This is a genomic window from Flavobacterium cyanobacteriorum (assembly GCF_002251835.1).
Taxonomy (GTDB): domain Bacteria; phylum Bacteroidota; class Bacteroidia; order Flavobacteriales; family Flavobacteriaceae; genus Flavobacterium; species Flavobacterium cyanobacteriorum.
The window spans coordinates 48,338-68,533 of sequence record NZ_NOXV01000301.1 but is presented as its reverse complement, the minus strand read 5'-3'; the positions used below and the strand labels follow the sequence as shown (position 1 = coordinate 68,533).

General features: G+C 43.7%; 21 protein-coding genes. 12 read left to right on the top strand and 9 right to left on the bottom strand.

All coding sequences use genetic code 11. The features are described 5' to 3' along the window. Position 1 precedes the first annotated feature (1 nt). Together CHU92_RS13515 and CHU92_RS13510 are read left to right on the top strand one after the other, a co-directional pair. Complete coding sequence (locus tag CHU92_RS13515; protein ID WP_094416449.1) at positions 2 to 913, top strand: bifunctional metallophosphatase/5'-nucleotidase; 912 nt, start codon at positions 2 to 4, stop codon at positions 911 to 913. After that, positions 880 to 1,326, top strand: a complete 447-nt coding sequence (locus CHU92_RS13510; RefSeq protein WP_129583093.1) for a hypothetical protein — start codon at positions 880 to 882, stop codon at positions 1,324 to 1,326. The genes CHU92_RS13515 and CHU92_RS13510 overlap by 34 nt, the downstream gene beginning before the upstream one ends. An 8-nt stretch (positions 1,327 to 1,334) precedes the next feature. Here CHU92_RS13510 and CHU92_RS13505 read toward each other — a convergent pair whose 3' ends face one another. The 7 genes from CHU92_RS13505 to rpsF form a co-directional block, all read right to left on the bottom strand. Then, complete coding sequence (locus CHU92_RS13505; RefSeq protein WP_094416445.1) at positions 1,335 to 1,742, bottom strand: type II toxin-antitoxin system VapC family toxin; 408 nt, start codon at positions 1,740 to 1,742, stop codon at positions 1,335 to 1,337. After that, the gene (locus tag CHU92_RS13500; protein ID WP_094416530.1) at positions 1,742 to 1,981 is read right to left on the bottom strand and encodes a DUF6364 family protein; all 240 of its coding nucleotides are present in this window, start codon (positions 1,979 to 1,981) and stop codon (positions 1,742 to 1,744) included. Before CHU92_RS13500 ends, CHU92_RS13505 begins: the two co-directional genes overlap by 1 nt. A gap of 71 nt (positions 1,982 to 2,052) precedes the next feature. Next, the gene (gene ligA / locus CHU92_RS13495) at positions 2,053 to 4,050 is read right to left on the bottom strand and encodes an NAD-dependent DNA ligase LigA (protein ID WP_094416443.1); all 1,998 of its coding nucleotides are present in this window, start codon (positions 4,048 to 4,050) and stop codon (positions 2,053 to 2,055) included. A 120-nt stretch (positions 4,051 to 4,170) separates the two neighbouring features. Then, positions 4,171 to 4,638 (bottom strand): DUF6495 family protein, encoded by a 468-nt coding sequence (locus CHU92_RS13490; protein WP_094416442.1) that lies wholly within the window; start codon positions 4,636 to 4,638, stop codon positions 4,171 to 4,173. 151 nt (positions 4,639 to 4,789) lie between these two features. Further along, a complete protein-coding gene (gene rplI, locus CHU92_RS13485) occupies positions 4,790 to 5,260 on the bottom strand; it encodes a 50S ribosomal protein L9 (protein WP_094416440.1) in 471 nt (156 codons plus the stop codon). Between the two features lie 15 nt (positions 5,261 to 5,275). Further along, the gene (rpsR, locus tag CHU92_RS13480) at positions 5,276 to 5,572 is read right to left on the bottom strand and encodes a 30S ribosomal protein S18 (RefSeq protein WP_094416438.1); all 297 of its coding nucleotides are present in this window, start codon (positions 5,570 to 5,572) and stop codon (positions 5,276 to 5,278) included. 2 nt (positions 5,573 to 5,574) lie between these two features. Continuing rightward, the gene (gene rpsF, locus CHU92_RS13475; RefSeq protein WP_094416436.1) at positions 5,575 to 5,916 is read right to left on the bottom strand and encodes a 30S ribosomal protein S6; all 342 of its coding nucleotides are present in this window, start codon (positions 5,914 to 5,916) and stop codon (positions 5,575 to 5,577) included. A gap of 360 nt (positions 5,917 to 6,276) precedes the next feature. Between rpsF and CHU92_RS13470 the strand changes: the two genes are divergently transcribed. Continuing rightward, positions 6,277 to 6,714, top strand: a complete 438-nt coding sequence (locus tag CHU92_RS13470; protein ID WP_094416434.1) for a GNAT family N-acetyltransferase — start codon at positions 6,277 to 6,279, stop codon at positions 6,712 to 6,714. On the opposite strand, the gene CHU92_RS13465 is transcribed toward CHU92_RS13470, so the two are convergent. Further along, the gene (locus CHU92_RS13465) at positions 6,709 to 7,416 is read right to left on the bottom strand and encodes a murein L,D-transpeptidase catalytic domain family protein (RefSeq protein WP_094416432.1); all 708 of its coding nucleotides are present in this window, start codon (positions 7,414 to 7,416) and stop codon (positions 6,709 to 6,711) included. The genes CHU92_RS13470 and CHU92_RS13465 overlap by 6 nt on opposite strands. Before the next feature lie 233 nt (positions 7,417 to 7,649). Between CHU92_RS13465 and CHU92_RS13460 the strand changes: the two genes are divergently transcribed. Both CHU92_RS13460 and gpmI read left to right on the top strand, forming a co-directional pair. Then, complete coding sequence (locus CHU92_RS13460) at positions 7,650 to 10,040, top strand: DUF5916 domain-containing protein (RefSeq protein WP_094416430.1); 2,391 nt, start codon at positions 7,650 to 7,652, stop codon at positions 10,038 to 10,040. An 11-nt stretch (positions 10,041 to 10,051) separates the two neighbouring features. Beyond that, on the top strand, positions 10,052 to 11,569 hold the full coding sequence (gpmI, locus tag CHU92_RS13455; protein ID WP_094416428.1) for a 2,3-bisphosphoglycerate-independent phosphoglycerate mutase: 1,518 nt from the start codon (positions 10,052 to 10,054) through the stop codon (positions 11,567 to 11,569). An 11-nt stretch (positions 11,570 to 11,580) separates the two neighbouring features. On the opposite strand, the gene CHU92_RS13450 is transcribed toward gpmI, so the two are convergent. After that, positions 11,581 to 12,858, bottom strand: coding sequence for an acetyl-CoA hydrolase/transferase family protein (locus tag CHU92_RS13450; RefSeq protein ID WP_094416426.1), 1,278 nt, complete (start codon positions 12,856 to 12,858; stop codon positions 11,581 to 11,583). 148 nt (positions 12,859 to 13,006) lie between these two features. Between CHU92_RS13450 and CHU92_RS13445 the strand changes: the two genes are divergently transcribed. Genes CHU92_RS13445 through CHU92_RS13415 form a run of 7 tightly spaced genes read left to right on the top strand, consistent with a single transcriptional unit; the run spans position 13,007 to position 20,179 of the window. Beyond that, on the top strand, positions 13,007 to 13,669 hold the full coding sequence (locus tag CHU92_RS13445; RefSeq protein WP_094416424.1) for a TetR/AcrR family transcriptional regulator: 663 nt from the start codon (positions 13,007 to 13,009) through the stop codon (positions 13,667 to 13,669). A gap of 3 nt (positions 13,670 to 13,672) precedes the next feature. Continuing rightward, positions 13,673 to 15,328, top strand: a complete 1,656-nt coding sequence (locus CHU92_RS13440) for a peptidase domain-containing ABC transporter (protein ID WP_094416422.1) — start codon at positions 13,673 to 13,675, stop codon at positions 15,326 to 15,328. Positions 15,329 to 15,332: 4 nt separating this feature from the next. After that, entirely contained in the window at positions 15,333 to 16,691 is a 1,359-nt protein-coding gene (locus tag CHU92_RS13435; RefSeq protein WP_094416420.1) for an HlyD family secretion protein, read from the top strand. Between the two features lie 3 nt (positions 16,692 to 16,694). Beyond that, complete coding sequence (locus CHU92_RS13430; RefSeq protein ID WP_094416418.1) at positions 16,695 to 18,086, top strand: TolC family protein; 1,392 nt, start codon at positions 16,695 to 16,697, stop codon at positions 18,084 to 18,086. Between the two features lie 41 nt (positions 18,087 to 18,127). Then, a complete protein-coding gene (gene map, locus CHU92_RS13425; protein WP_094416416.1) occupies positions 18,128 to 18,937 on the top strand; it encodes a type I methionyl aminopeptidase in 810 nt (269 codons plus the stop codon). A 45-nt stretch (positions 18,938 to 18,982) separates the two neighbouring features. Further along, the gene (locus CHU92_RS13420) at positions 18,983 to 19,360 is read left to right on the top strand and encodes a GxxExxY protein (protein WP_094416414.1); all 378 of its coding nucleotides are present in this window, start codon (positions 18,983 to 18,985) and stop codon (positions 19,358 to 19,360) included. A gap of 51 nt (positions 19,361 to 19,411) precedes the next feature. Then, complete coding sequence (locus CHU92_RS13415; RefSeq protein WP_094416528.1) at positions 19,412 to 20,179, top strand: class I SAM-dependent methyltransferase; 768 nt, start codon at positions 19,412 to 19,414, stop codon at positions 20,177 to 20,179. The last annotated feature ends 17 nt before the right edge of the window (positions 20,180 to 20,196 follow it).

The following is a 20,196-nucleotide window of genomic DNA, read 5'->3' as shown; positions in this document are numbered from 1 at the left end:
TATGAAAAGAAGAGAATTTATAGAAAAAACAGCGGCAGGTTCGGCACTGGTACTGGGTGGTTTATCGCTCAGCAGCTTTGATGCGACCCCTGAAACTAAAAAAATAACCATACTGCACACTAACGATGTGCACAGCCATATTGACCCTTTCCCTGCCGATGACCCTAAATATGCCAACCTGGGCGGCGCGGCGCGCAGGGCATCGTTAGTGGACAGCATACGTAAAGAGAACCCGAACACGCTGCTGCTGGATGCGGGCGACATCTTTCAGGGTACACCGTACTTTAACTATTACGGCGGTGAACTTGAGTTTAAGATCATGAGCATGATGAAGTATGACCTTGCCACTATGGGCAACCATGATTTTGACAATGGTATTGACGGTTTTTATGCGCAGCTGCCCCATGCTAAATTTGACTTTGTGTCGGCCAACTATGATTTCAGGAATACTGTACTTGACGGTATTGTTAAGCCATATAAGATATTTGTACTTGACGGAATAAAAATTGGCATATTCGGCCTGGGTATTGAGCTTCAGGGGCTTGTGGATAAAAAGCTTTACAAAGAAACGGTGTACCGCAACCCGATAGAAATTGCGCAGGACATGAGCCGAATTTTAAAGCAGAATGAAAAATGCGACCTGGTAATCTGCCTTTCGCACCTGGGCTTTATTTATGATAACGAAAAGGAAAAGATATCAGACCTTGTAGTGGCACGCACTACCAAAAACATTGACCTGATTATTGGTGGGCACACACATACCTTCCTTACAAAGCCATACATTGCCAAAAACCTTGAAGGCAGGGAAGTAATGGTAAACCAGGTAGGCTGCTACGGCCTTAACCTGGGCCGCATTGACTTTTACTTTGAAAAAGGCGGGTGGTTCAGCAAGGGCAGGACAATGGTGGTGTGATGAAGCATTTTTTCAGATATAAGGATGGGTACGTTACAGTTAATGCCGAAACCATTTATATTACCCATAGTAAAAAATTAAGCAGGGCAGATTTCAATGGAAAGAATATCTTACACCAAAGCAAGCTGTTGTTTTATTATATTTACTTTCTTGCTCTTGGTATATGCATCTGGTTGCACAGCTATCTGCTACTTGTAATAGTTAGTGTACTTTTAGGTGTAAAATATATTTCAGGCAAAAGAACAGCAGTGATAACCATTCCTTTTGGTAACTTGATAAACATCAGAAAAACAGATAAAGCAGTTATTCTTGCATATACTAACCAAGACGGTGAAACTACAGAACATCAACTTTTAAAAAAAATTGACAAAAAAGATTTTGATGTATTAAAAAGTTTAAAAACTAAATTGTAATATCGTTATTATTTTGCAAGGTATTCTTTTGCTGAAAATACAGGAATAGAAGCCAGTTTAAAATCCTTCTTGTTACGGGTTATGATTATATTCAGGTTGTTTTCAATTGCAGTATAATATTGTATGGCATCTTCAAAATCATTAAAATCAGAAGCCAGTGCAAGTTCCATGATTTTATCATCCATAGCAAGCACCTTTACAAGCACTTTAAATCTAATCAGTATTTTTCTTGCTTCAGAAGCCTTAAACTGCCTTGAAATAAGGTAATATGTATTAGCTAAAGTTAAAGAGGATATGTAAAGTTCCACCTGCCCTTTATCAGACAGTGTAAATAAATCCTGAGCTTCTTTATAAAATTCCTCACGCCTTGTAAGCAGGTCAAGTACTATGTTAGTATCTACGAGTAATTTATCCACTAAGAATATTTTTTCGATAAATAATCCCCATACTCTTTCTTATAATCTTCATTAATGGGCTCCATAACACCTGTAAGGCTTTGTACCAAAGGACTCACTTCACTATCTACTGCTTTTTTGGAAAGTGATGCGAGATAATTTTCAATTAAAGCTGACAAGCTTACCTTGTGCATCTTTGCATAAGCTTTTGCTTCTTCAATTATATCTTTATCAACGTTAAGAGTGAGTTTGGTATTCATGACAATTAAAATTACACGTACAAATATAAAAAATTTACACGTAACAAAAAACATTGAGGTTATTTTTATCACTAACCTATCATTTCTACAAACTCATCCTCACTGATAATCTTCACACCCAGCTGCTGCGCTTTTTCAAGTTTGGCCGGGCCCATATTATCTCCGGCTACTACATAATGCGTTTTAGAGGATATGGAACTGCCCACTTTACCACCATTATCTTCAATGGCTTTTTTAAGCTCATCTCGGGAGAATTTCTCAAACACGCCCGACACCACAAACGTTTGCCCGGCAAGCTTATCACTTACGCTTGTATTGGCATCCTGTTTAATTTCCATCTGCACGCCATAAGCTTTTAAACGTTCAATTAATGTACGGTTCTCTGCATCGGCAAAAAAATCAACAACACTTTGCGCAATGCGCTCGCCAATCTCATCCACCATAATAAGCTCCATCAGCGTGGCGTTGGCAAGGTTATTAATACTTTTATAATGCTTGGCAAGTTTTTTGGCGACCGTTTCACCCACATAACGTATTCCTAAAGCATAGAGCACGCGCTCAAAAGGTATTTGCTTTGAAGCTTCTATACCATTAATAAGGTTTTCTGCTGATTTATCTGCCATACGCTCCAGCGGCACCACCTGTTCCTTTTTAAGTTCGTACAGGTCGGCATAATTTTTTATGAGCCCTGAATTATACAGCAGTGTCACAGTTTCGCCACCCAAGCCTTCAATATCCATAGCCTTACGCGAAATATAATGCTGTATGCGCCCAATAACCTGCGGCGGGCATCCGTAATAATTAGGGCAGTAATGTTGCGCCTCACCTTCCTTTCGCTCCAGTTCGGTAAAGCATTCCGGGCAGTGGGTTACATACACCGTAGGCATGCTCTCGGGGTCACGCTTAGTAAAATCTACTGCAATAATTTTAGGGATGATCTCCCCTCCTTTTTCTACAAAAACCTCATCGCCTTCGCGCACATCAAGCTTTTCAATTTGGTCAGCATTGTGCAGCGAAGCACGTTTTACCACAGTACCACCAAGCTGTACCGGCTCCAGGTTGGCAACCGGTGTTATGGCCCCCGTACGGCCTACCTGGTAGGTTATTTTATGAAGGCGGGTGCTTACCCGTTCGGCTTTAAATTTATAAGCAATAGCCCAGCGTGGCGCTTTAGCCGTATAACCAAGCTCCTCCTGCTGGTGAAGGTCGTTTACTTTAATAACCACGCCATCAGTTTCATAAGGCAGGTCGTGGCGGTGGGTGTCCCAGTATTCAATAAAAGCCAGTATCTCATCCATTGATTTTGCAAGCCTGGCCTCCTTAGGCACTTTAAAGCCCCATTGCCTTGCTTTTTCCAATCCCTCGAACTGTGTTTTAACCGGCAGGCTGCTACCCACGAGTGAATACAACAGGCAGTCCAGCGGACGCTTGGCTACCAGCGAACTGTCCTGCAGCTTCAGGCTTCCTGAGGCTGTATTGCGCGGATTAGCGTAAGGCGTTTCCCCCGCCTCAATCAGTTCCTGGTTCATGCGTGCAAAACCTTCCAGCGGGAGGATAATCTCTCCCCGTATCTCAAATTTTTCAGGATAATCACCTTTAAGTTTTATAGGAACAGTTTTAATTGTTTTAATATTTGTAGTCACCTCATCGCCCTGAAAGCCGTCGCCACGGGTTACCGCACGCAGCAGCCTTCCGTTCTCATAGGTAATACTTATAGAGGCACCATCATACTTTAATTCGCAGGTATATTCTATCTTATCGGTGCCTAATCCGCGGTGCAGGCGCTTTTCCCACTCCAGGAGTTCTTCTTTGGAATAGGAATTATCCAGCGAGTACATGCGGTATTCGTGCTGCACTGTATTAAAATTTTTGGTAATGGCGCCACCCACGCGCTGTGTTGGCGAATCTTCATCAAAATATTCAGGGTGCTTTGCCTCAAGTTCCTGAAGCTCCTTCAGCTTCATGTCAAACTCAAGGTCAGATATGGTTGGCGCGTCTAATACGTAGTAATTATAGTTATGCTGGTTAAGCTCTTCGCGGAGTGCGTTTATCTTTTGAAGGATGTCCATGTAGGTATTGTTTGCAGCGCTAAGTTAGCCAAAGTTTATTGATAAAAAAAGCTGCTGGGCTACCCGGCAATTTAAACTCCCGGTAGCTCAGCAGCTAAGCCGCAAAGTAGTTTGCACACTCTAAAACATATCTTCCATCTGCTTATAAAGTGTGCCGTCGCTTAATGTAGCACCCTGCCGTACAAGGCTGAAAATTTCGGCATTGCGGTCTTCTCCAAAAGGTTTCCGGCCCCGTGTCACCTGCACTTGATTAGAAAAGATGTTTTCATTAAGCCACATAAGGCCTTCTTCGGTAAGGAAATCAGCAGGGGCACCGTGCGCATGAATGATGATGCTTTCCATCGCTTCCCTGTCCATTTTAAACAGGAAGATATGGTTTTTAGAATAATGTTCCAGCCATTCGGCTTTATCAAGCACGCCATCCCACACCAGGTCACTGAAAACGTCCAGCTCCTGTTCGGCTACTTCGGGCTTTTCGGCTTTTATCCTGTCCCACTCGTTCTTATCTATCTGCTGCGATGCAAGGAAACGGATAAATTCGGGATGCAGCTCTTCCAATTGTTCCTTGGTAAGTCTTGTGTATTTCATTTCTTTTTGAGCTGCTGAGCTACTGAGTCGCTGAGCTGCTTAGTTTAAAGGTAAACAAATAAAACTTAAAAGCTGAGTAGCTAAGCAACTAAGCATCTTCTTCTAATAAAAAAAGCCCCGAAAATCGGGGCCTGTATGTTTCTGTAAAAAATTACTCTGCAGATGGTGCAGCAGCTGTAGCAGCCTGCTCAGCAACAATCTCATAAGGAAGCTCAACAATAACATCACGGTGTAGCCTGATGCTTGCATTGTACTTTCCTGTACGCTTAACGATACCTGAAGAGATGTATTTTTTCTCTATCGGCTGGCCTGCTTTTTCCAGAGCCTCAGCGATGTCAGCATTGGTAACTGAACCAAATAGCTTTTCGCCGCCTGCCTTAGCCGTAATTTTTATTTCAAGCGCTTTAAGGGCTTCAGCCGTTTTTTTGGCATCATCTACCAGCTTCTGCTCTTTAAAAGCACGTTGTTTTAAGTTCTCAGCCAGTATTTTTTTGGCTGTAGGAGTTGCTATCTGGGCAAATCCCTGCGGGATAAGATAGTTACGGCCATAACCCGGCTTAACTGTAACGATATCATCTTTAAACCCTAAATTCTGTACGTCTTGTTTAAGAATAACTTCCATGATTCTGCCTCCTTTTTATTTTAATAAATCAGCCACATATGGCATTAATGCTAAATGACGCGCCCTTTTTACGGCTACAGATACTTTTCTCTGGAATTTCAGTGAAGTACCGGTAAGGCGACGGGGAAGGATCTTGCCCTGCTCGTTTACAAACTTCAAAAGGAAGTCAGGATCTTTATAATCAACATATTTGATACCTGCTTTTTTGAAACGGCAGTATTTTTTCTGCTTGTTCGTTTCTATGTTCAAAGGCGTAAGATATCTGATATCCCCGTCTTTTTTTCCTTTAGCTGACTGCTCTATAGTTGACATAATTAGTTCGCTTTGGTTTTAAGTTTCTCTCTTCTTCTCTCAGCCCATGCCACAGCATGCTTGTCAAGGCTTACGATAAGGAAACGCATAACGCGCTCATCCCTGCGGAATTCGGTTTCAAAAGCAGCAAGGATCTCTCCCAGGGCTTCAAACTGGAACAGCGTGTAAAAGCCGCTCTTCTTGTGCTGGATCTCATAAGCCAGTTTTTTCAGGCCCCAATCCTCTTTGGCTACCATCTTAGCCCCTCTTGAAGTAAGAAAATCTTCAAATTTGCTTACTGTTTCCTTTACCTGTGTTTCAGATAAAACGGGATTCAAGATGAAAACAGTTTCATAGTGGTTCATACTAATAAATATTTATTTGTTATAAAGTGGGTGCAAATGTAGTAAATTTTATTAAACCTGCAAGTTGTACGCCATAGTTTGTAAGAGTATTTTTTAGCTTAAAAAATTTATTATATTTGNATGAGTATGCGTCGACCTGCGTTTACGATATTGCCATAAGCAGTAGGCCAGCCAAAGAAGCAGCTGTGCCTGCTCCCAGCCCCGGTGGAAGCGGCATCCTCCCCGCCGCCTGCTTTTGCGGCGGGGAGATAGAGCGGACGACGGGACCGAATGATTCCTGATAATAGGCGGTGTGGGCTGCTCCTGATTAAAAGCATGATGATACTGCCCTGATGCAATATTTTTGTAAACTTGCAGACTATGATTTTGATTAAGCAAATTGCCCCGGAGGAAACTTTTGCGGTGAGGCATCCGGTACTCCGGCCGGGGAAACCTTTAGAAGCCTGCGTTTTTGATGGTGATAACCTGCCTGATACCATACATTTTGGCTTATATGATGATGATAATCTGGGCGGTGTGGCATCATTATTTAAGGCTGTAAACCCGGCTTTCAAAGAAGAAAGACAGTTGCAGCTAAGGGGTATGGCGGTGCTTCCTGCTTACCGCAATAAAGGCTTTGGCGAAAAGCTTGTACAGGCAGCCGAAGCGTATGCTATTTCCGGCGGCACGGGGCTGATATGGTTCAATGCGCGGGAAGCGGCTGTGGGCTTTTATGAGAAAATGGGCTATAAAAAGACAGGCGCCCGGTTCGTTATACAGGACATTGGCCCGCATTATGTAATGTATAAAATTCTATGATATAAGCCGTGTAGCCTTGGCATAATCCCGTGAAGGATGGTAGATAAAAAGGCAGGATTTGTCTTTTATCAGGCTGATGATTTCTTTGTTAAGGTGGTTGGGCAGGGCGGGGCATCCCTGGCTCCTGCCGAGCCTTTGGTGCTGTTTTATAAAACTTTCGCTTACATAATCAGCCGCGTGGATTACTACGGCACGGCTTCGTGCATTGCTGTTTATACCCGGCTCAAGCCCGTCAAGTTTTAGGGACTCGCCGTGCTTGCCTGTATATATTTCACCGGTCGCATAAAACCCTAAGCTGCTCTGGTTAGAGCTGCTGAGGTTAGAAAAGCGTGAGGCATATTCCTCCCCACTGTTCCTGCCATGGGCCACAAGCGTATTGTATAGCAGGGTTTTAGTATCCATATTAATAATCCACAACCTCCTGGTATTTGATGATTTGCTAAAGTCAATGATGGTCAGCAGGTTTTTAGTAATTTTTCCCTGAGACTTCAGCATTTCAAAACCCTGCACGGCTTTGGAAAAGGATTCAAAGCTGGGCAAAGGCAGCTCGTTAGAGTTTATACTGCCGTACATTTCTGCTAGTTTTGCCCCGGCAGTAGTGGGCGAAGCCATCGCTGTTGCTTTGGTAGACTCTGTTTTTGTTGTTGGTGCCGTGAAAGAGAACAGCAGAAAGAATACGGACGTAAAAAAGCTGTTTATCATTATAATGTAGTAGTTGTGTGTATTAAACAGGGGCGCAAAGTAATTATACAATTTTAAAAATAAAAGCCCAACCCTTTTAAAACCAAAAATTTAACATTTTCTTTTACGTTTGGCTGGCTGCCGCTTCTATCCTGATGCGTATAATCCCTAAAACGCAATTAAATTATTTTATTGTGCCTTAATAAGAAAAAGTTAATTGTGTAGCTTTGCATTCACAAGAATAGTGCCATAAAATGCGTTTTAGCCAACTTAAGTTGCTGTTTATACTGCTCTTACCTTTTTTTTTACTTGCACAAAAGCGGGGTGTTGCCGCTATGAGGATTACAGGTAAAATAAGCATTGACGGCCGCCTTGATGAGCCTGAGTGGGCATCGGCTGATACCGCTTCAGGATTTGTAATGTTTGAGCCTGATAACGGCAGGCCCGCTTCAGAGGACCGTAAAACCGAAGTACGCGTACTGTATGATGACGAAGCAGTATATTTTGGTGCCATGCTGTATGACAGCCCCGGGCTGATTATGAAAGAAATGGCCCTTCGTGATGATTTTGCCAGCGCGGACCACTTTGGGGTTTTTATAAACGGGTATAATGACGGCCAGCAGGATTTCCGTTTTTTTGTGAGTGCGGCCGGCACGCAGATGGACTGCCTGGCAACAGCCGGGGGCGAGGATTACTCCTGGGACGCGATTTGGCACAGTGAGGTGCGGATGGTTGACAACGGCTGGATAGTAGAAATAAAAATACCTTATGCGGCTGTACGGTTTTCTGAAGATGCGGAGCAATTTTGGGGAATTAACTTTTACCGTGAGCTGCGCCGCGACCGCCAGAAATATACCTGGAACCCTATTGACCGAAACATTGGCGCCACAATAGTGCAGACGGGGTTGCTTACAGGGATCACCAATATAAAGCCCCCGGTAAGGCTATTCCTTATTCCGTATTCCTCTTATTACTATTCTGAAACTGCTAATAAAGGTACAGACACCCAACTAAAGGGGGGGCTTGATGTTAAGTATGGCCTTACCGACTCCTTCACCCTTGATGCTATACTGGTACCCGATTTTGGGCAAACAGCTTTTGATAACGTCGTGCTGAATTTAGGGCCTTTTGAGCAGCAGTTCAATGAGAACAGGCCTTTTTTTACGGAAGGGACGGATATATTTAACAAAGGCGGCCTGCTTTATACCCGCAGGATTGGCGGCAGGCCCACAGGAAGCATAGCAACAGGCGAAGATGAGGAAATTGTGGAAGTGCCACAGGCCGTAAACCTCATTAATGCAGTCAAGCTATCAGGGCGAACGGCTTCCGGGCTTGGTATCGGGATTATGAATGCCATAACCGAGAAAACATATGCCACCTTACGCAATACCGTCACAGGTCAAACCCGGCAGGCAGTGGCCGAACCACTGGTTAATTATAATGTAACCGTGCTTGACCAGCGCTTCAGGCAAAACTCTTCGGTAGCATTTGTAAATACTAATGTGACCCGCGACGGCAGCTTTAGGGATGCTAATGTATCGGCGCTTGTTTATGACCTTAATACCAGGGCCAATACGTTTAACCTGTCGGGTAATTTCAAGTTCAGCCATATTAATGACCTGGCCGACCGGAACGGTTACAGCTCTTCGGTAAGCATTGGGAAAACCAGTGGGAAATACCGCTATTCCCTTTCCAGTTTTTATGTGTCCAAAGATTTTGATATTAATGACCTGGGCATCCTATTCCAGACAAATTATTACAATATTTATGCTAGGGGCAGCTACAGGATACTTAACCCAACAAAAAATTATAATACCTTTCAGCTCAATACCGGTTTTTATTCCGAATTTCAAAATGATACCGGCAAAATGCAGGTAGGCAGGTTTGAGGCGCGTGTAAACTCAAATACCCGCAAAAATGATTATCTGGGCTACGGGGTTGAAGTCAATCCTTTTCATACCTATGATTTTTATGAGCCAAGGGTTGACGGCCGGTTTTTACGAAACCCGAAAAGCGTTTACAGCTTTGTCTATTTTTCATCAAATTACAACCGGAGGTTTGCGCTTGATGTGCAGCCGGAGCTATGGATTAGCAGCGATTATAACCGCAATTACTACGGTTTACTGATAAGCCCGAGGTATCGTTTCAGTAACAGGATGCTTGTGGTTTACAGCTTTAACTACGGGCTTGATACCAACAACCAGGGGTGGGTGGGCTTTGAGGGTGATGATATTATCATAACCCGCAGGGACAGGACTACAGTGACCAACACACTCACGGGCAGGCTGGCTGTCAACCCCCGCATGACCTTTAACCTGACCGCCAGGCATTACTGGACCTACGGCGAAAACCTTGATTTTTTATCGCTTATGCAGGATGGTACCCTGGCCGAAAATACTACCTTTAACGAGAACAGGGATTTTACGTTCAACACCTGGAATTTTGACCTGTCTTACACATGGTGGTTCGCCCCGGGCAGCCAGTTGTCGGTGCTGTACCGCAATAACGCTTCAACTAGCTATAATTTTGTAAACAGGAACTATAGCTATAACTTTGAGAATCTTTTTAAAAACAACCTAAATAGTATATTTTCAATAAGCATAAGGTATTTTATAGATTATAATACCGCAAAAAACTGGATATAAAACCATTAATTATGAATAAGAAAGTCATATTAATGATACTTGATGGCTGGGGCAAATCGCCTGATCCCAAAGTATCGGCCATAGATAATGCCAAGACACCATTTATTGACAGCCTTTACCAAAAATATCCGAATGCGCTGCTGCGTACAGATGGCTTAAATGTGGGGCTGCCCGATGGGCAGATGGGCAACAGTGAAGTAGGCCACATGAACCTTGGCGCAGGAAGGATAGTCTACCAGGACCTGGCTAAAATAAACCTGGCCGTACAGAACAAGACCCTGGCACAGGAAAAGCCGCTGGTTGACGCTTTTACCTATGCGCGCAATAATAACCGTAAGGTACATTTCCTCGGCCTTGTCTCAAACGGCGGGGTACATTCGCATATTGACCACCTGAAAGGGCTTGTAGATGCGGCAGAGGCCTTTGGGCTGCAGGAGGTGTTTATACATGCCTTTACTGATGGCCGCGACGTTGACCCGAAATCGGGGGTGTTTTTTGTTTCAGAACTTGAAAACCATATCAAAAATACCCATGCAAAACTGGCCTCTGTAGTGGGCCGCTACTATGCTATGGACCGCGATAAGCGCTGGGAGCGTGTAAAACTGGCGTATGACCTGCTGGTTAACGGGCTTGGCATACCTTCAACTAATGCCGTTGACAGCATACAGGAGAGCTATAAAGAGGGTGTTACCGATGAATTCATTGAGCCTATAGTGATGACAACCGACGGGACTAACCCCGTGGCAACCATTGAGAATGGAGATGTGGTTATCTTCTTTAATTTCCGTACCGACAGGGGCCGGCAGCTTACGGAGGTACTTACACAGGCTGACAGGCACGAGCAGAACATGCATAAAATGAATCTTTATTTTGTTACGCTCACCAATTATGATGACAGCTACCAGGGCATCCATGTGATATATGATAAAGATAACCTGACTGAAACACTGGGCGAGGTGCTTGAGAGACATGGCAAAAAGCAGATACGCATCGCTGAAACAGAAAAATACCCGCATGTAACGTTTTTCTTTTCCGGCGGGCGTGAAGAGCCTTTTGAGGGGGAGACGCGTATACTGTGCCCATCGCCCAAAGTGGCTACCTACGACCTGAAACCTGAAATGAGCGCCTATGACCTTAAAGATGCGCTGCTGCCGGAACTGCGAAAAGGCGAAGCCGACTTTGTATGCCTGAATTTTGCCAACGGCGACATGGTGGGCCATACCGGTGTCATGGAGGCGGCCATAAAAGCCTGTGAGGCTGTTGATGCCTGCGTGCAGGCTGTAATAGAGACAGCGCTAAATAATGGCTACACCACGCTTCTTATTGCCGACCACGGGAACTGTGAGACCATGATAAACCCCGATGGCACTCCCAATACGGCACACACTACCAATCCGGTGCCGGTTATATTGGTAGATAAGGAACTTAAGCATATCAGTGATGGTATACTGGGTGATATAGCGCCAACTATCCTCAACCTTATGGGAATAGAAAAACCTGAAGTCATGACACGTAATTCCTTGCTTTAGCACTTAAACTGTTATATGCCGGTGCTGAACATATCAAAATAAGCCCTGTCAATAGCTTCCCGGTGTTCTGGGTGGGCAATTTCCAGCATGGCCCTGGCACGTTGTTTAAGCGTTTTGCCGTAAAGGTCGGCTATGCCGAATTCAGTAACAATATACTGTACATGCGACCTTGTTGTAACAACACCGGCTCCCTGCTTAAGGAAAGGTACTATTTTATTTTCACCTTTTTTAGTAGTAGCGGGTAGCGCTATAATTGCCTTCCCGCCTTCGCTTAATGCTGCGCCACGTATAAAATCCATTTGCCCTCCAACACCCGAATACATCCTGCTGCCTATGGAATCGGCGCAAACCTGCCCTGTAACATCAACCTCTATGGCTGAGTTTATGGCTACCATTTTAGGGTTGCGCCTTATAATGGCTGTATCATTAACAAAAGATGATTCCCTCATTTCGATAAAAGGGTTGTCATTTACAAAATCATACAGGCGTTTAGAGCCTATTAAAAATGTAGCCAGCGCCCTGCCCTTAACCACGCCTTTGTAGCGGCAGTTGATAACCCCTTTTTCAATAAGGTCTATAACCCCGTCAGAAAACATTTCGGTATGCAGCCCCAGGTCCTTATGGTTGCCGAGTTTAGCCAGTGCCGCATTGGGTATGGAGCCTATGCCCATCTGCAGGGTGCTTTCATCATCAATAAGCGATGCAATATGTGCACCTATTTTTTCTTCCTGTTCATTTACAGGTTCCGGTTCATGCCCGTAAAGCGGCTGGCGGGTTTCAACAAGGTAATCAATGCCTGAAATGTGTATGAGCCCGTCGCCAAAAGTACGGGGCATATTAGGGTTTACCTGCGCAATAACGGTTTTGGCATTTTGCACAGCGGCCAGTGTGGCTTCTATCGAAACCCCGAGCGAACAGTAGCCGTGGCTATCGGGTGGCGATACATGTATCAGGGCGGCATCAAGAGGCAATACGTTTTTCCGGAACAGGTGTGGAAGTTCACTAAGAAAAACAGGTGTATAGGAACCGTTACCACTGTTTAATGTATGCCTTACATTTTTACCTATAAAAAAAGAGTTTACATGAAAGCTCTCTTTCAGTTCCGGTTGTGCGTAGGGAGCTTCCCCTTCTGTGTGCAAATGGCATATTTCCACATGCCTCAGTTCCAGTGCCCTTTTGGCGAGGGCTGCGGTTAAAACAGTAGGTGTTGCGGCAGCTGCCTGCACGTACACCCTGTCGCCGCTACATATTATTTTCACAGCTTCCTCTGCTGTAACGTATCTGTTCATAATTTAATTTTCTGCTGCAAATTTAACTCCGCTATCCGGGCCCGTATATGACCAAACGCATATTATTAAAAATTTAAGAACATTAAACAAAAGTTAAACTTTTATTATCAATAGTAACACTATTAAATTTGCACGTATATTTGTTATCATGAATATGCCAGTAAAAATTCAGGTTAATAACACGCTATATTTTAAAGATCCGGAAACATCTGTTTTAGGTAAGCGGATAATTCGGGAAAGCATCTTGCTTATTGATGAAGTGGGCTTTGAAAATTTTACTTTTAAAAAACTTGGCGAGCGCATAGGTTCTAATGAAAGTTCGTTGTACAGGTATTTTGAAAACAAGCACAACCTGCTGGTGTACCTGTCCTCATGGTACTGGAGTTGGATGGAGTACCGCCTTGCTTTTGCTACGGCTAATATTACTGACCCCTATGAGAAGCTTCAGCGCGCTGTAAAAGTCATAACCGAAAAGGTGGAGGATGACAGCGCTACCGAACATATTAATGAAGCTGTGCTAAACAGGATAATCATTGAAGAATTTACGAAGACCTTTTATACCAAAGGGGTTGATGATGAAAATAAAAAAGGGTTTTTCCTGGTGTATAAAAAATTAATTTATATAATTGCCGAAATTGTCAAAGAGGTAAACCCGGCTTATAAATATCCTGAGAGCCTGGTAAGTGCAATTGTGGAAGGTGCGCTACACCAACACTTTTTAAAAGATCATTTTAAAACCATTACTAATTGCAATGAAAGTACTTCGCCGACAGAATTTTACCTTGACCTTATTAAAATTGTAAAACAATAACCGATGACACCTTTAAAACGATTTTTAAACCTTTTGAGGCTGGATAAAAAAGATGTATACCAAATCATTTTTTATGCGGCCTTTTCGGGGCTGATAAGCCTGTCACTTCCGCTGGGCATACAGGCCATCATCAATTTTATACAAAGTGGGCAGGTGAGCGTATCCTGGATTATCCTGGTTATTGTTGTGACGCTCGGGGTGGCATTTGTAGGTGTGCTTTCGCTGATGCAGCTAAGGATTACGGAGAACCTCCAGCAGAAAATATTTGTGCGCTCTTCTTTTGAATTTGCCTACAGGTTGCCTAAAATAAAGTTCAGTGCCCTGTATAACAGGTACCCGCCGGAACTTGCCAACCGCTTTTTTGATACCATTTCCATACAAAAAGGCACCTCAAAACTGCTGATTGATTTCTCTTCTGCACTTTTGCAAATAGGTTTTGGCGTAATACTGCTTTCGCTGTACCACCCGTTTTTCATAATATTTGGCGTTTTGCTCGTATTCCTGCTGTATTATATTTTTAAATATTCTTATACCCCGGGCCTCAGTACCAGTATGAATGAATCAAAATATAAGTATAAAGCCGCTTTCTGGCTGCAGGAAATCGCACGCAACCATACCAGCTTCCGTAAGTTATTGAGTTTTGATTACGCGCTTAAAAAAAACGACACCCTTGTAAGCGATTATATCTGCTACCGGGAAAAACACTTTGCCATTATCAAGAGGCAGTTTATTCAGCTTATAGCTTTTAAGGTAATTATTACAGCCGGACTGCTTTCCATAGGCGGCTACCTGGTACTTAGCCAGAAAATGAACATAGGGCAGTTTGTGGCAGCTGAGATTATCATACTTTTAGTTATCAATTCTGTTGAAAAAATTATATTAGGCCTCGAAACGTTATATGACGTGCTTACTTCCATTGAAAAAATTGGCGAAGTGACTGATATGGCGCTGGAACAGGCCTCAGCGTCAGATATTGGGAAATTTGACCAGGTTACCCTTGAAGCGGATAATGTAAGTTATCGTTTTCCCGACTCAGATAAAGATGTACTGGAGAACATCACCCTGAAAATACATCAGGGTGAAAAAATATTTGTGAGCGGCCGTAACGGCTCTGGCAAAACCACGCTTGTGCGCGTACTGGCCGGCCTATTGCAGCCCGCCGGCGGAGGGCTTTATATAAACGATGGCAGCTACAGCAAGATAAATATGGATCTTTACCGCGCGCAGACAGGGGTGGTAATGCAGGGTGAGACACCTTTTGAAGGCACAATCCTGGAAAATATCACTATGAATAATCCTGAAATTACGGCTGATGATGTCAAATGGGCGCTTGAAGCTGTTGGCCTGGCGTCACATATTAAGAGGTTGCCCGACGGGCTTGATACGTACCTGCACCCGGACGGGATGCAGCTTTCGGCATCCAATTCACAGAAAATTCTCCTCGCCCGCAGTATAGTAAATAGGCCAAACATACTTTTCCTTGAAGATCCTACCGATAAAATGGATGAAACAACAGCATCCGAAATTATTAATTTCCTGTTCAGTAAAGACAACAGCTGGACGGTAATTGTCTCTTCAGTAAACCTCTACTGGAAAGGCAAATGCAGCAGGCATATCGTTATGGATAAAGGTAAAATCACAGAAGACACATTATTGTAGAACCATGCTAAACATTTCAGAAAACAACCAGATAAGAATAGACGGGAAGTACAAAACGGTAAGGAACCTTACCGAAAGGCCACACTACAGGGTGCTGAACAAGATAATAGGTTTTATATCTGTTATCACGATAATTGCTCTTTTCCTGCCATGGACACAAAATATTTCAGGTACGGGTTTTGTAACAACCCTTAAGCCAGACCAAAGGCCGCAAACTGTACATACAGCCATTGCCGGACGTATAGAAAAATGGTATGTAAAAGAAGGTGATTTTGTGCAGAAAGGTGATACAATCCTGTTTATTTCCGAAACAAAAGATGATTATTTTGATCCTAACCTCGTACAGAACACCAAACAACAGGTTGATGCCAAAAAAATGGCTCTTGAATCCTATGGTGGCAAAGTAACGTCACTTGAGGCCCAGGTGGCATCGCTGCAACGGGAACAAGTGCTGAAACTGGAGCAGGCACAAAATAAAATAAGGCAGTCGAGGCTTAAAGTCAAGAGTGACAGCACTGACCTTGAAGCCGTAAAGACACAGCTCAGGATTGCCCAAACCCAGTTTAACCGAGCTGTGCAGCTAAATAAAGATGGACTGAAAGCCCTGACTGATGTGGAAGAAAAAAGGCTGAAACTACAGGAAGCAGAGGCTAAAATTATAACGCAGGAAAACAAATTACTTACATCAAAAAATGAACTGATCAATGCCCGAGTTGAAATAAACCGGCTGATTGCAGAATATTCCGAAAAGATATCTAAAGCCAACAGTGATAAATTTACAGCCCTGAGCAGCCAGTATGATACAGAAGCCCAGGTAAATAAACTGCAGAACCAATATGTCAACTACAGCATCAGGAATGGCATGTATTATATCAAAGCGCCTCAAAGCGGCTATGTAAACCGGGCTTTGCTGGCCGGTATTGGCGAAACTATAAAAGAAGGTACGCCTATTGTTAGCATTATGCCGGCAGGGTATGATATAGCAGTGGAAACATATGTTGACCCTGTTGACCTTCCGCTTATTAAAAAGGGTGAAAGGGTAAGGGTATGGTTTGATGGCTGGCCAAGCATAGTATTCTCAGGCTGGCCGGGCATGTCGTACGGTACTTTTGGGGGGCGGATTGTAGCCGTTGAAAACTTTATAAGCCCCAATGGTAAATACAGGATTTTAATTGCTCCAGATAAGAAAGAAGGCAAATGGCCGGAGCAGTTAAGCATTGGTGCCGGTGCGCAGACTATCGCATTGCTGGATAATGTGCCGGTATGGTATGAAATATGGAGGACACTAAACGGCTTCCCGCCAAATTATTACCAGCCGAAAGATTCAGGAGACAGTAAGGCCGCTACAACTGAAAAAAAGTAATCCATGCAGAGGTATATCATTTGTTTATTACTTACAATTTTCAGTTTGCAGCTGCTGGGGGCACAGGAATTAGCGCAGGGAGAATTTACCTTTAATGAATACCTGGGCTATATCAAAAAATACCATCCGCTAGTAAAACAGGCCAATCTTGAAATCAATAAGGCACAGGCGTCTCTTATGGCCGCAAGAGGCGGTTTTGACCCAAAAATTGAAGTGGATTTTGACCAAAAGCAGTTTAAAGGCAGCGAATATTATTCCATACTAAACAGCAGCTTTAAAATCCCAACATGGTATGGAATTGAGGTAAAAGCCGGCTTTGACAATAGTGAAGGGGTTTACCTCAATCCTCAAAATACAATGCCAAACCAGGGCCTCACATCATTAGGTATAACTGTGCCGCTGGGTCAGGGCCTTTTTATCAACCAGCGTATGGCCGACCTTCGTGCTGCCAAATTACAGCTACAGCAAAGCCAGGCCGAACGCCGGCTTAGGGCATCGCTGGTATTATATGATGCGGCGGCAGCTTATTTTAACTGGAAAAGGAGTTATAACGAGGTACAGCTTTACAGCAATTACCTTGAATTTGCAAGGGTGAGGTATAACGGTGTCCTTAAGCTTATTGAACAGGGAGATAAGCCTGCTATCGATAGTATCGAAACAGGGATAACCGTTCGTAACCGTGAGCTGAGCCTGGAAGACGCAAAACTGAAACTGGCCAAAGCCAGGCTTGAACTGTCCAACTTCCTGTGGATTGAAGATGTCCCGGTGGAGCTCAGGGAAGATATGGTACCCGAAGAGAACCTCTTAGTAACCGTGCAGGAAACGCTTAGGCTCAATACTATCCCTGGCAGCATATCGCTTGACGGACACCCAAAACTGCAATCGCTGCAAAATAAACTCGATATGCTTGAGGTAGAACGCCGGCTCAAAGCAAATATGCTCCTGCCGCGTATTGATGTGGGTTACCACTATATTTCAGAACCATCTGCTTTTGATAACTACAGGTTTCAAGACTATAAATTTGGTTTGAACTTCAGTTTTCCCATATTTCTTCGGAAAGAAAGGGGAGGCCTCAGGCTGGCAAAGCTTAAGATACAGGATATGCAGCTTGAACTGGGGCAGGAGCGGCTAATGCTTCAGAACAAAATAAACGCGCAGCAGACAGAAATTGAATCACTTCAAAAGCAAAAAGCCATTATTGATGCCCTGGTAAAGGATTATAACACTATGTTAACTTCCGAAGAAAGGCTGTTTTCATTTGGCGAAAGTTCAATATTCCTGATTAATACAAGGGAAAATAATGTGGTAAGTTCTCGCTTGCAGCAAATCATGATAGAGAACCGCTACTTCATGTCAAATGCCGAACTTTTCAAAATATTGGCCAATCCTGATTAAGTTATTTAATTTGGTTACTTTTGCTGCTGAAAATTACGCAGATGATTATACCAAAAACAGCCGAAGAAATAGTGTTAATGCGTGAAAGCGCCCTGATAGTATCTAAAACCCTGGGCATGATTGCTGCCGAAATAAAGCCGGGAGTGACAACGCTGCAACTTGATAAGATGGCGGAAGAATTTATAAGGGATCACGGTGCTGTGCCGGGATTTTTGGGGTTATACGGATGCCCCTCAACACTGCTTACCAGCGTTAACGAACAGGTGGTACACGGCCTGCCCACCAACCGGCCCATTGAAGAAGGCGATATAGTATCTGTTGACTGCGGCGCACTTAAAAATGAGTTTTACGGCGACCATGCCTACACATTTGAAATTGGTGAAGTGCCTGAAGAAACCCGAAAACTGCTTAGGGTAACAAAGGAATCGCTTTATGTTGGTATCCGCGAGTTCAGGGCCGGCAACAGAGTTGAGGATGTAGGCAGTGCCATACAAAAATATACGGAAGCACACGGTTATGGTGTGGTGCGCGAACTTGTGGGGCACGGGCTTGGCCGCAAAATGCACGAAGCACCGGAAATGCCTAATTACGGCAAACGCGGCCGTGGAAAGCTGTTTGTAGAAGGTATGGTGGTGGCTATTGAACCCATGATAAATATGGGAACCAAAAACGTAAAGCAGTTAAAGGACGGGTGGACCATAGTAACCGCCGATAAGAAACCAAGCGCGCATTTTGAGCATAATGTTGCCCTGGTTAACGGTAAGCCCGAACTGCTTTCGACTTTTGCGTATATATATAAGGCCCTGGGAATTGAAAGTGATGAGGAGGATGAGTTCAGGAGTACACCTTAGTTTTTATAGGGTTTATTTCGCTGAGATCCGCTGAGAAACCTAAAGATGCACAGAGATATAAACGAACTTACAGGTAAAGTTATAGGTTTAGCTATGGAGGTTCATAAAGAACTGTGTCCTGGTTTGCTTGAATCGGCCTACAGTGAATGTCTTTTATATGAACTAAGAAGGGCGCGACTTTTTGTTGAACATCAAAAGCCTCTTCCGGTATTATATAAAGAAATCAAACTCGACCACGGTTACAGGATTGATCTTTTGGTGGAGAAGACCCTTGTACTTGAATTAAAAACAGTGGAATCTTTTACAGATGTACATTTTGCTCAGATTTTAACTTATTTAAAACAGGGTAATTATCCAGTAGGTTTATTAATTAATTTTCATACTAAACTCTTAAAGGACGGAGTAAAAAGATTTGCAAATTAGTTTTTCTGTGAATCTCAGTGCTTCTCTGTGAGCCTCCGTGTAACGATTGTAATGAAGAAGATTTTCAAATTCATCCTCAACACCATTCCGCGGCCGCTTCTTATACGGCTAAGTTATGTGGCCAGGCCTTTGCTGGCTGCGGCGCTGAAAGGGAATACTTATACTGACCCAATAGACGGCAGGAGTTTCAGGAGCTTTTTGCCCTATGGCTATGGCAAACAGCGCAATAATGTGTTGTCGCCCAGTACACTGTCGCTGGAAAGGCACAGGCTGCTTTGGCTGTACCTGAAGAATGAAACGGATTTCTTTACTGCCCCGAAAAAAGTATTACATTTTGCCCCCGAGCAGGCTTTCTATAAACGCTTCAGGAAGATGCAAAACCTGGATTATACGACAACTGACCTTTACTCGCCGCTGGCTGATGTAAAGGCCGATATATGCAACCTGCCTTTTGAAGATAATTTATACGACCTGATACTCTGCAACCATGTACTGGAGCATATACCGGATGATACTAAAGCCATGCAGGAGCTATACCGTGTGTTAAAGCCAGGCGGCATGGGAATATTCCAGATACCGCAGGATCTCAGCCGTGAAGTAACATTTGAGGATGATACTATTACCGACCCAAAAGAGCGTGCGGCCATTTTTGGGCAGTACGACCACGTGCGTGTATATGGCAGGGATTATTTTTATAAGTTGCGTTCTGTAGGCTTCCGTGTAGTGGAGGAGGATTACACAAAAAAAATAGCTCCGAAGGATGTGGCGCGTTATTGCCTTGCTGAAGGGGAAATTATACCAGTGTGTTACAAAGACTGATAAAAAAACCTGATGAA

Bases quoted from the DNA above. Each gene is read 5' to 3' on its own strand.
- CHU92_RS13490 (WP_094416442.1), bottom strand. From the start codon at position 4,638: ATGAAATACACAAGACTTACCAAGGAACAATTGGAAGAGCTGCATCCC.
- CHU92_RS13465 (WP_094416432.1), bottom strand. From the start codon at position 7,416: ATGATAAACAGCTTTTTTACGTCCGTATTCTTTCTGCTGTTCTCTTTC.
- map (WP_094416416.1), top strand. From the start codon at position 18,128: ATGATTATACCAAAAACAGCCGAAGAAATAGTGTTAATGCGTGAAAGC.
- CHU92_RS13430 (WP_094416418.1), top strand. From the start codon at position 16,695: ATGCAGAGGTATATCATTTGTTTATTACTTACAATTTTCAGTTTGCAG.
- rpsF (WP_094416436.1), bottom strand. From the start codon at position 5,916: ATGAACCACTATGAAACTGTTTTCATCTTGAATCCCGTTTTATCTGAA.
- CHU92_RS13515 (WP_094416449.1), top strand. From the start codon at position 2: ATGAAAAGAAGAGAATTTATAGAAAAAACAGCGGCAGGTTCGGCACTG.
- rplI (WP_094416440.1), bottom strand. From the start codon at position 5,260: ATGGAAGTTATTCTTAAACAAGACGTACAGAATTTAGGGTTTAAAGAT.
- CHU92_RS13470 (WP_094416434.1), top strand. From the start codon at position 6,277: ATGATTTTGATTAAGCAAATTGCCCCGGAGGAAACTTTTGCGGTGAGG.
- CHU92_RS13415 (WP_094416528.1), top strand. From the start codon at position 19,412: ATGAAGAAGATTTTCAAATTCATCCTCAACACCATTCCGCGGCCGCTT.
- CHU92_RS13445 (WP_094416424.1), top strand. From the start codon at position 13,007: ATGAATATGCCAGTAAAAATTCAGGTTAATAACACGCTATATTTTAAA.
- CHU92_RS13460 (WP_094416430.1), top strand. From the start codon at position 7,650: ATGCGTTTTAGCCAACTTAAGTTGCTGTTTATACTGCTCTTACCTTTT.
- CHU92_RS13420 (WP_094416414.1), top strand. From the start codon at position 18,983: ATGCACAGAGATATAAACGAACTTACAGGTAAAGTTATAGGTTTAGCT.
- rpsR (WP_094416438.1), bottom strand. From the start codon at position 5,572: ATGTCAACTATAGAGCAGTCAGCTAAAGGAAAAAAAGACGGGGATATC.
- ligA (WP_094416443.1), bottom strand. From the start codon at position 4,050: ATGGACATCCTTCAAAAGATAAACGCACTCCGCGAAGAGCTTAACCAG.
- CHU92_RS13450 (WP_094416426.1), bottom strand. From the start codon at position 12,858: ATGAACAGATACGTTACAGCAGAGGAAGCTGTGAAAATAATATGTAGC.
- CHU92_RS13500 (WP_094416530.1), bottom strand. From the start codon at position 1,981: ATGAATACCAAACTCACTCTTAACGTTGATAAAGATATAATTGAAGAA.
- gpmI (WP_094416428.1), top strand. From the start codon at position 10,052: ATGAATAAGAAAGTCATATTAATGATACTTGATGGCTGGGGCAAATCG.
- CHU92_RS13435 (WP_094416420.1), top strand. From the start codon at position 15,333: ATGCTAAACATTTCAGAAAACAACCAGATAAGAATAGACGGGAAGTAC.
- CHU92_RS13440 (WP_094416422.1), top strand. From the start codon at position 13,673: ATGACACCTTTAAAACGATTTTTAAACCTTTTGAGGCTGGATAAAAAA.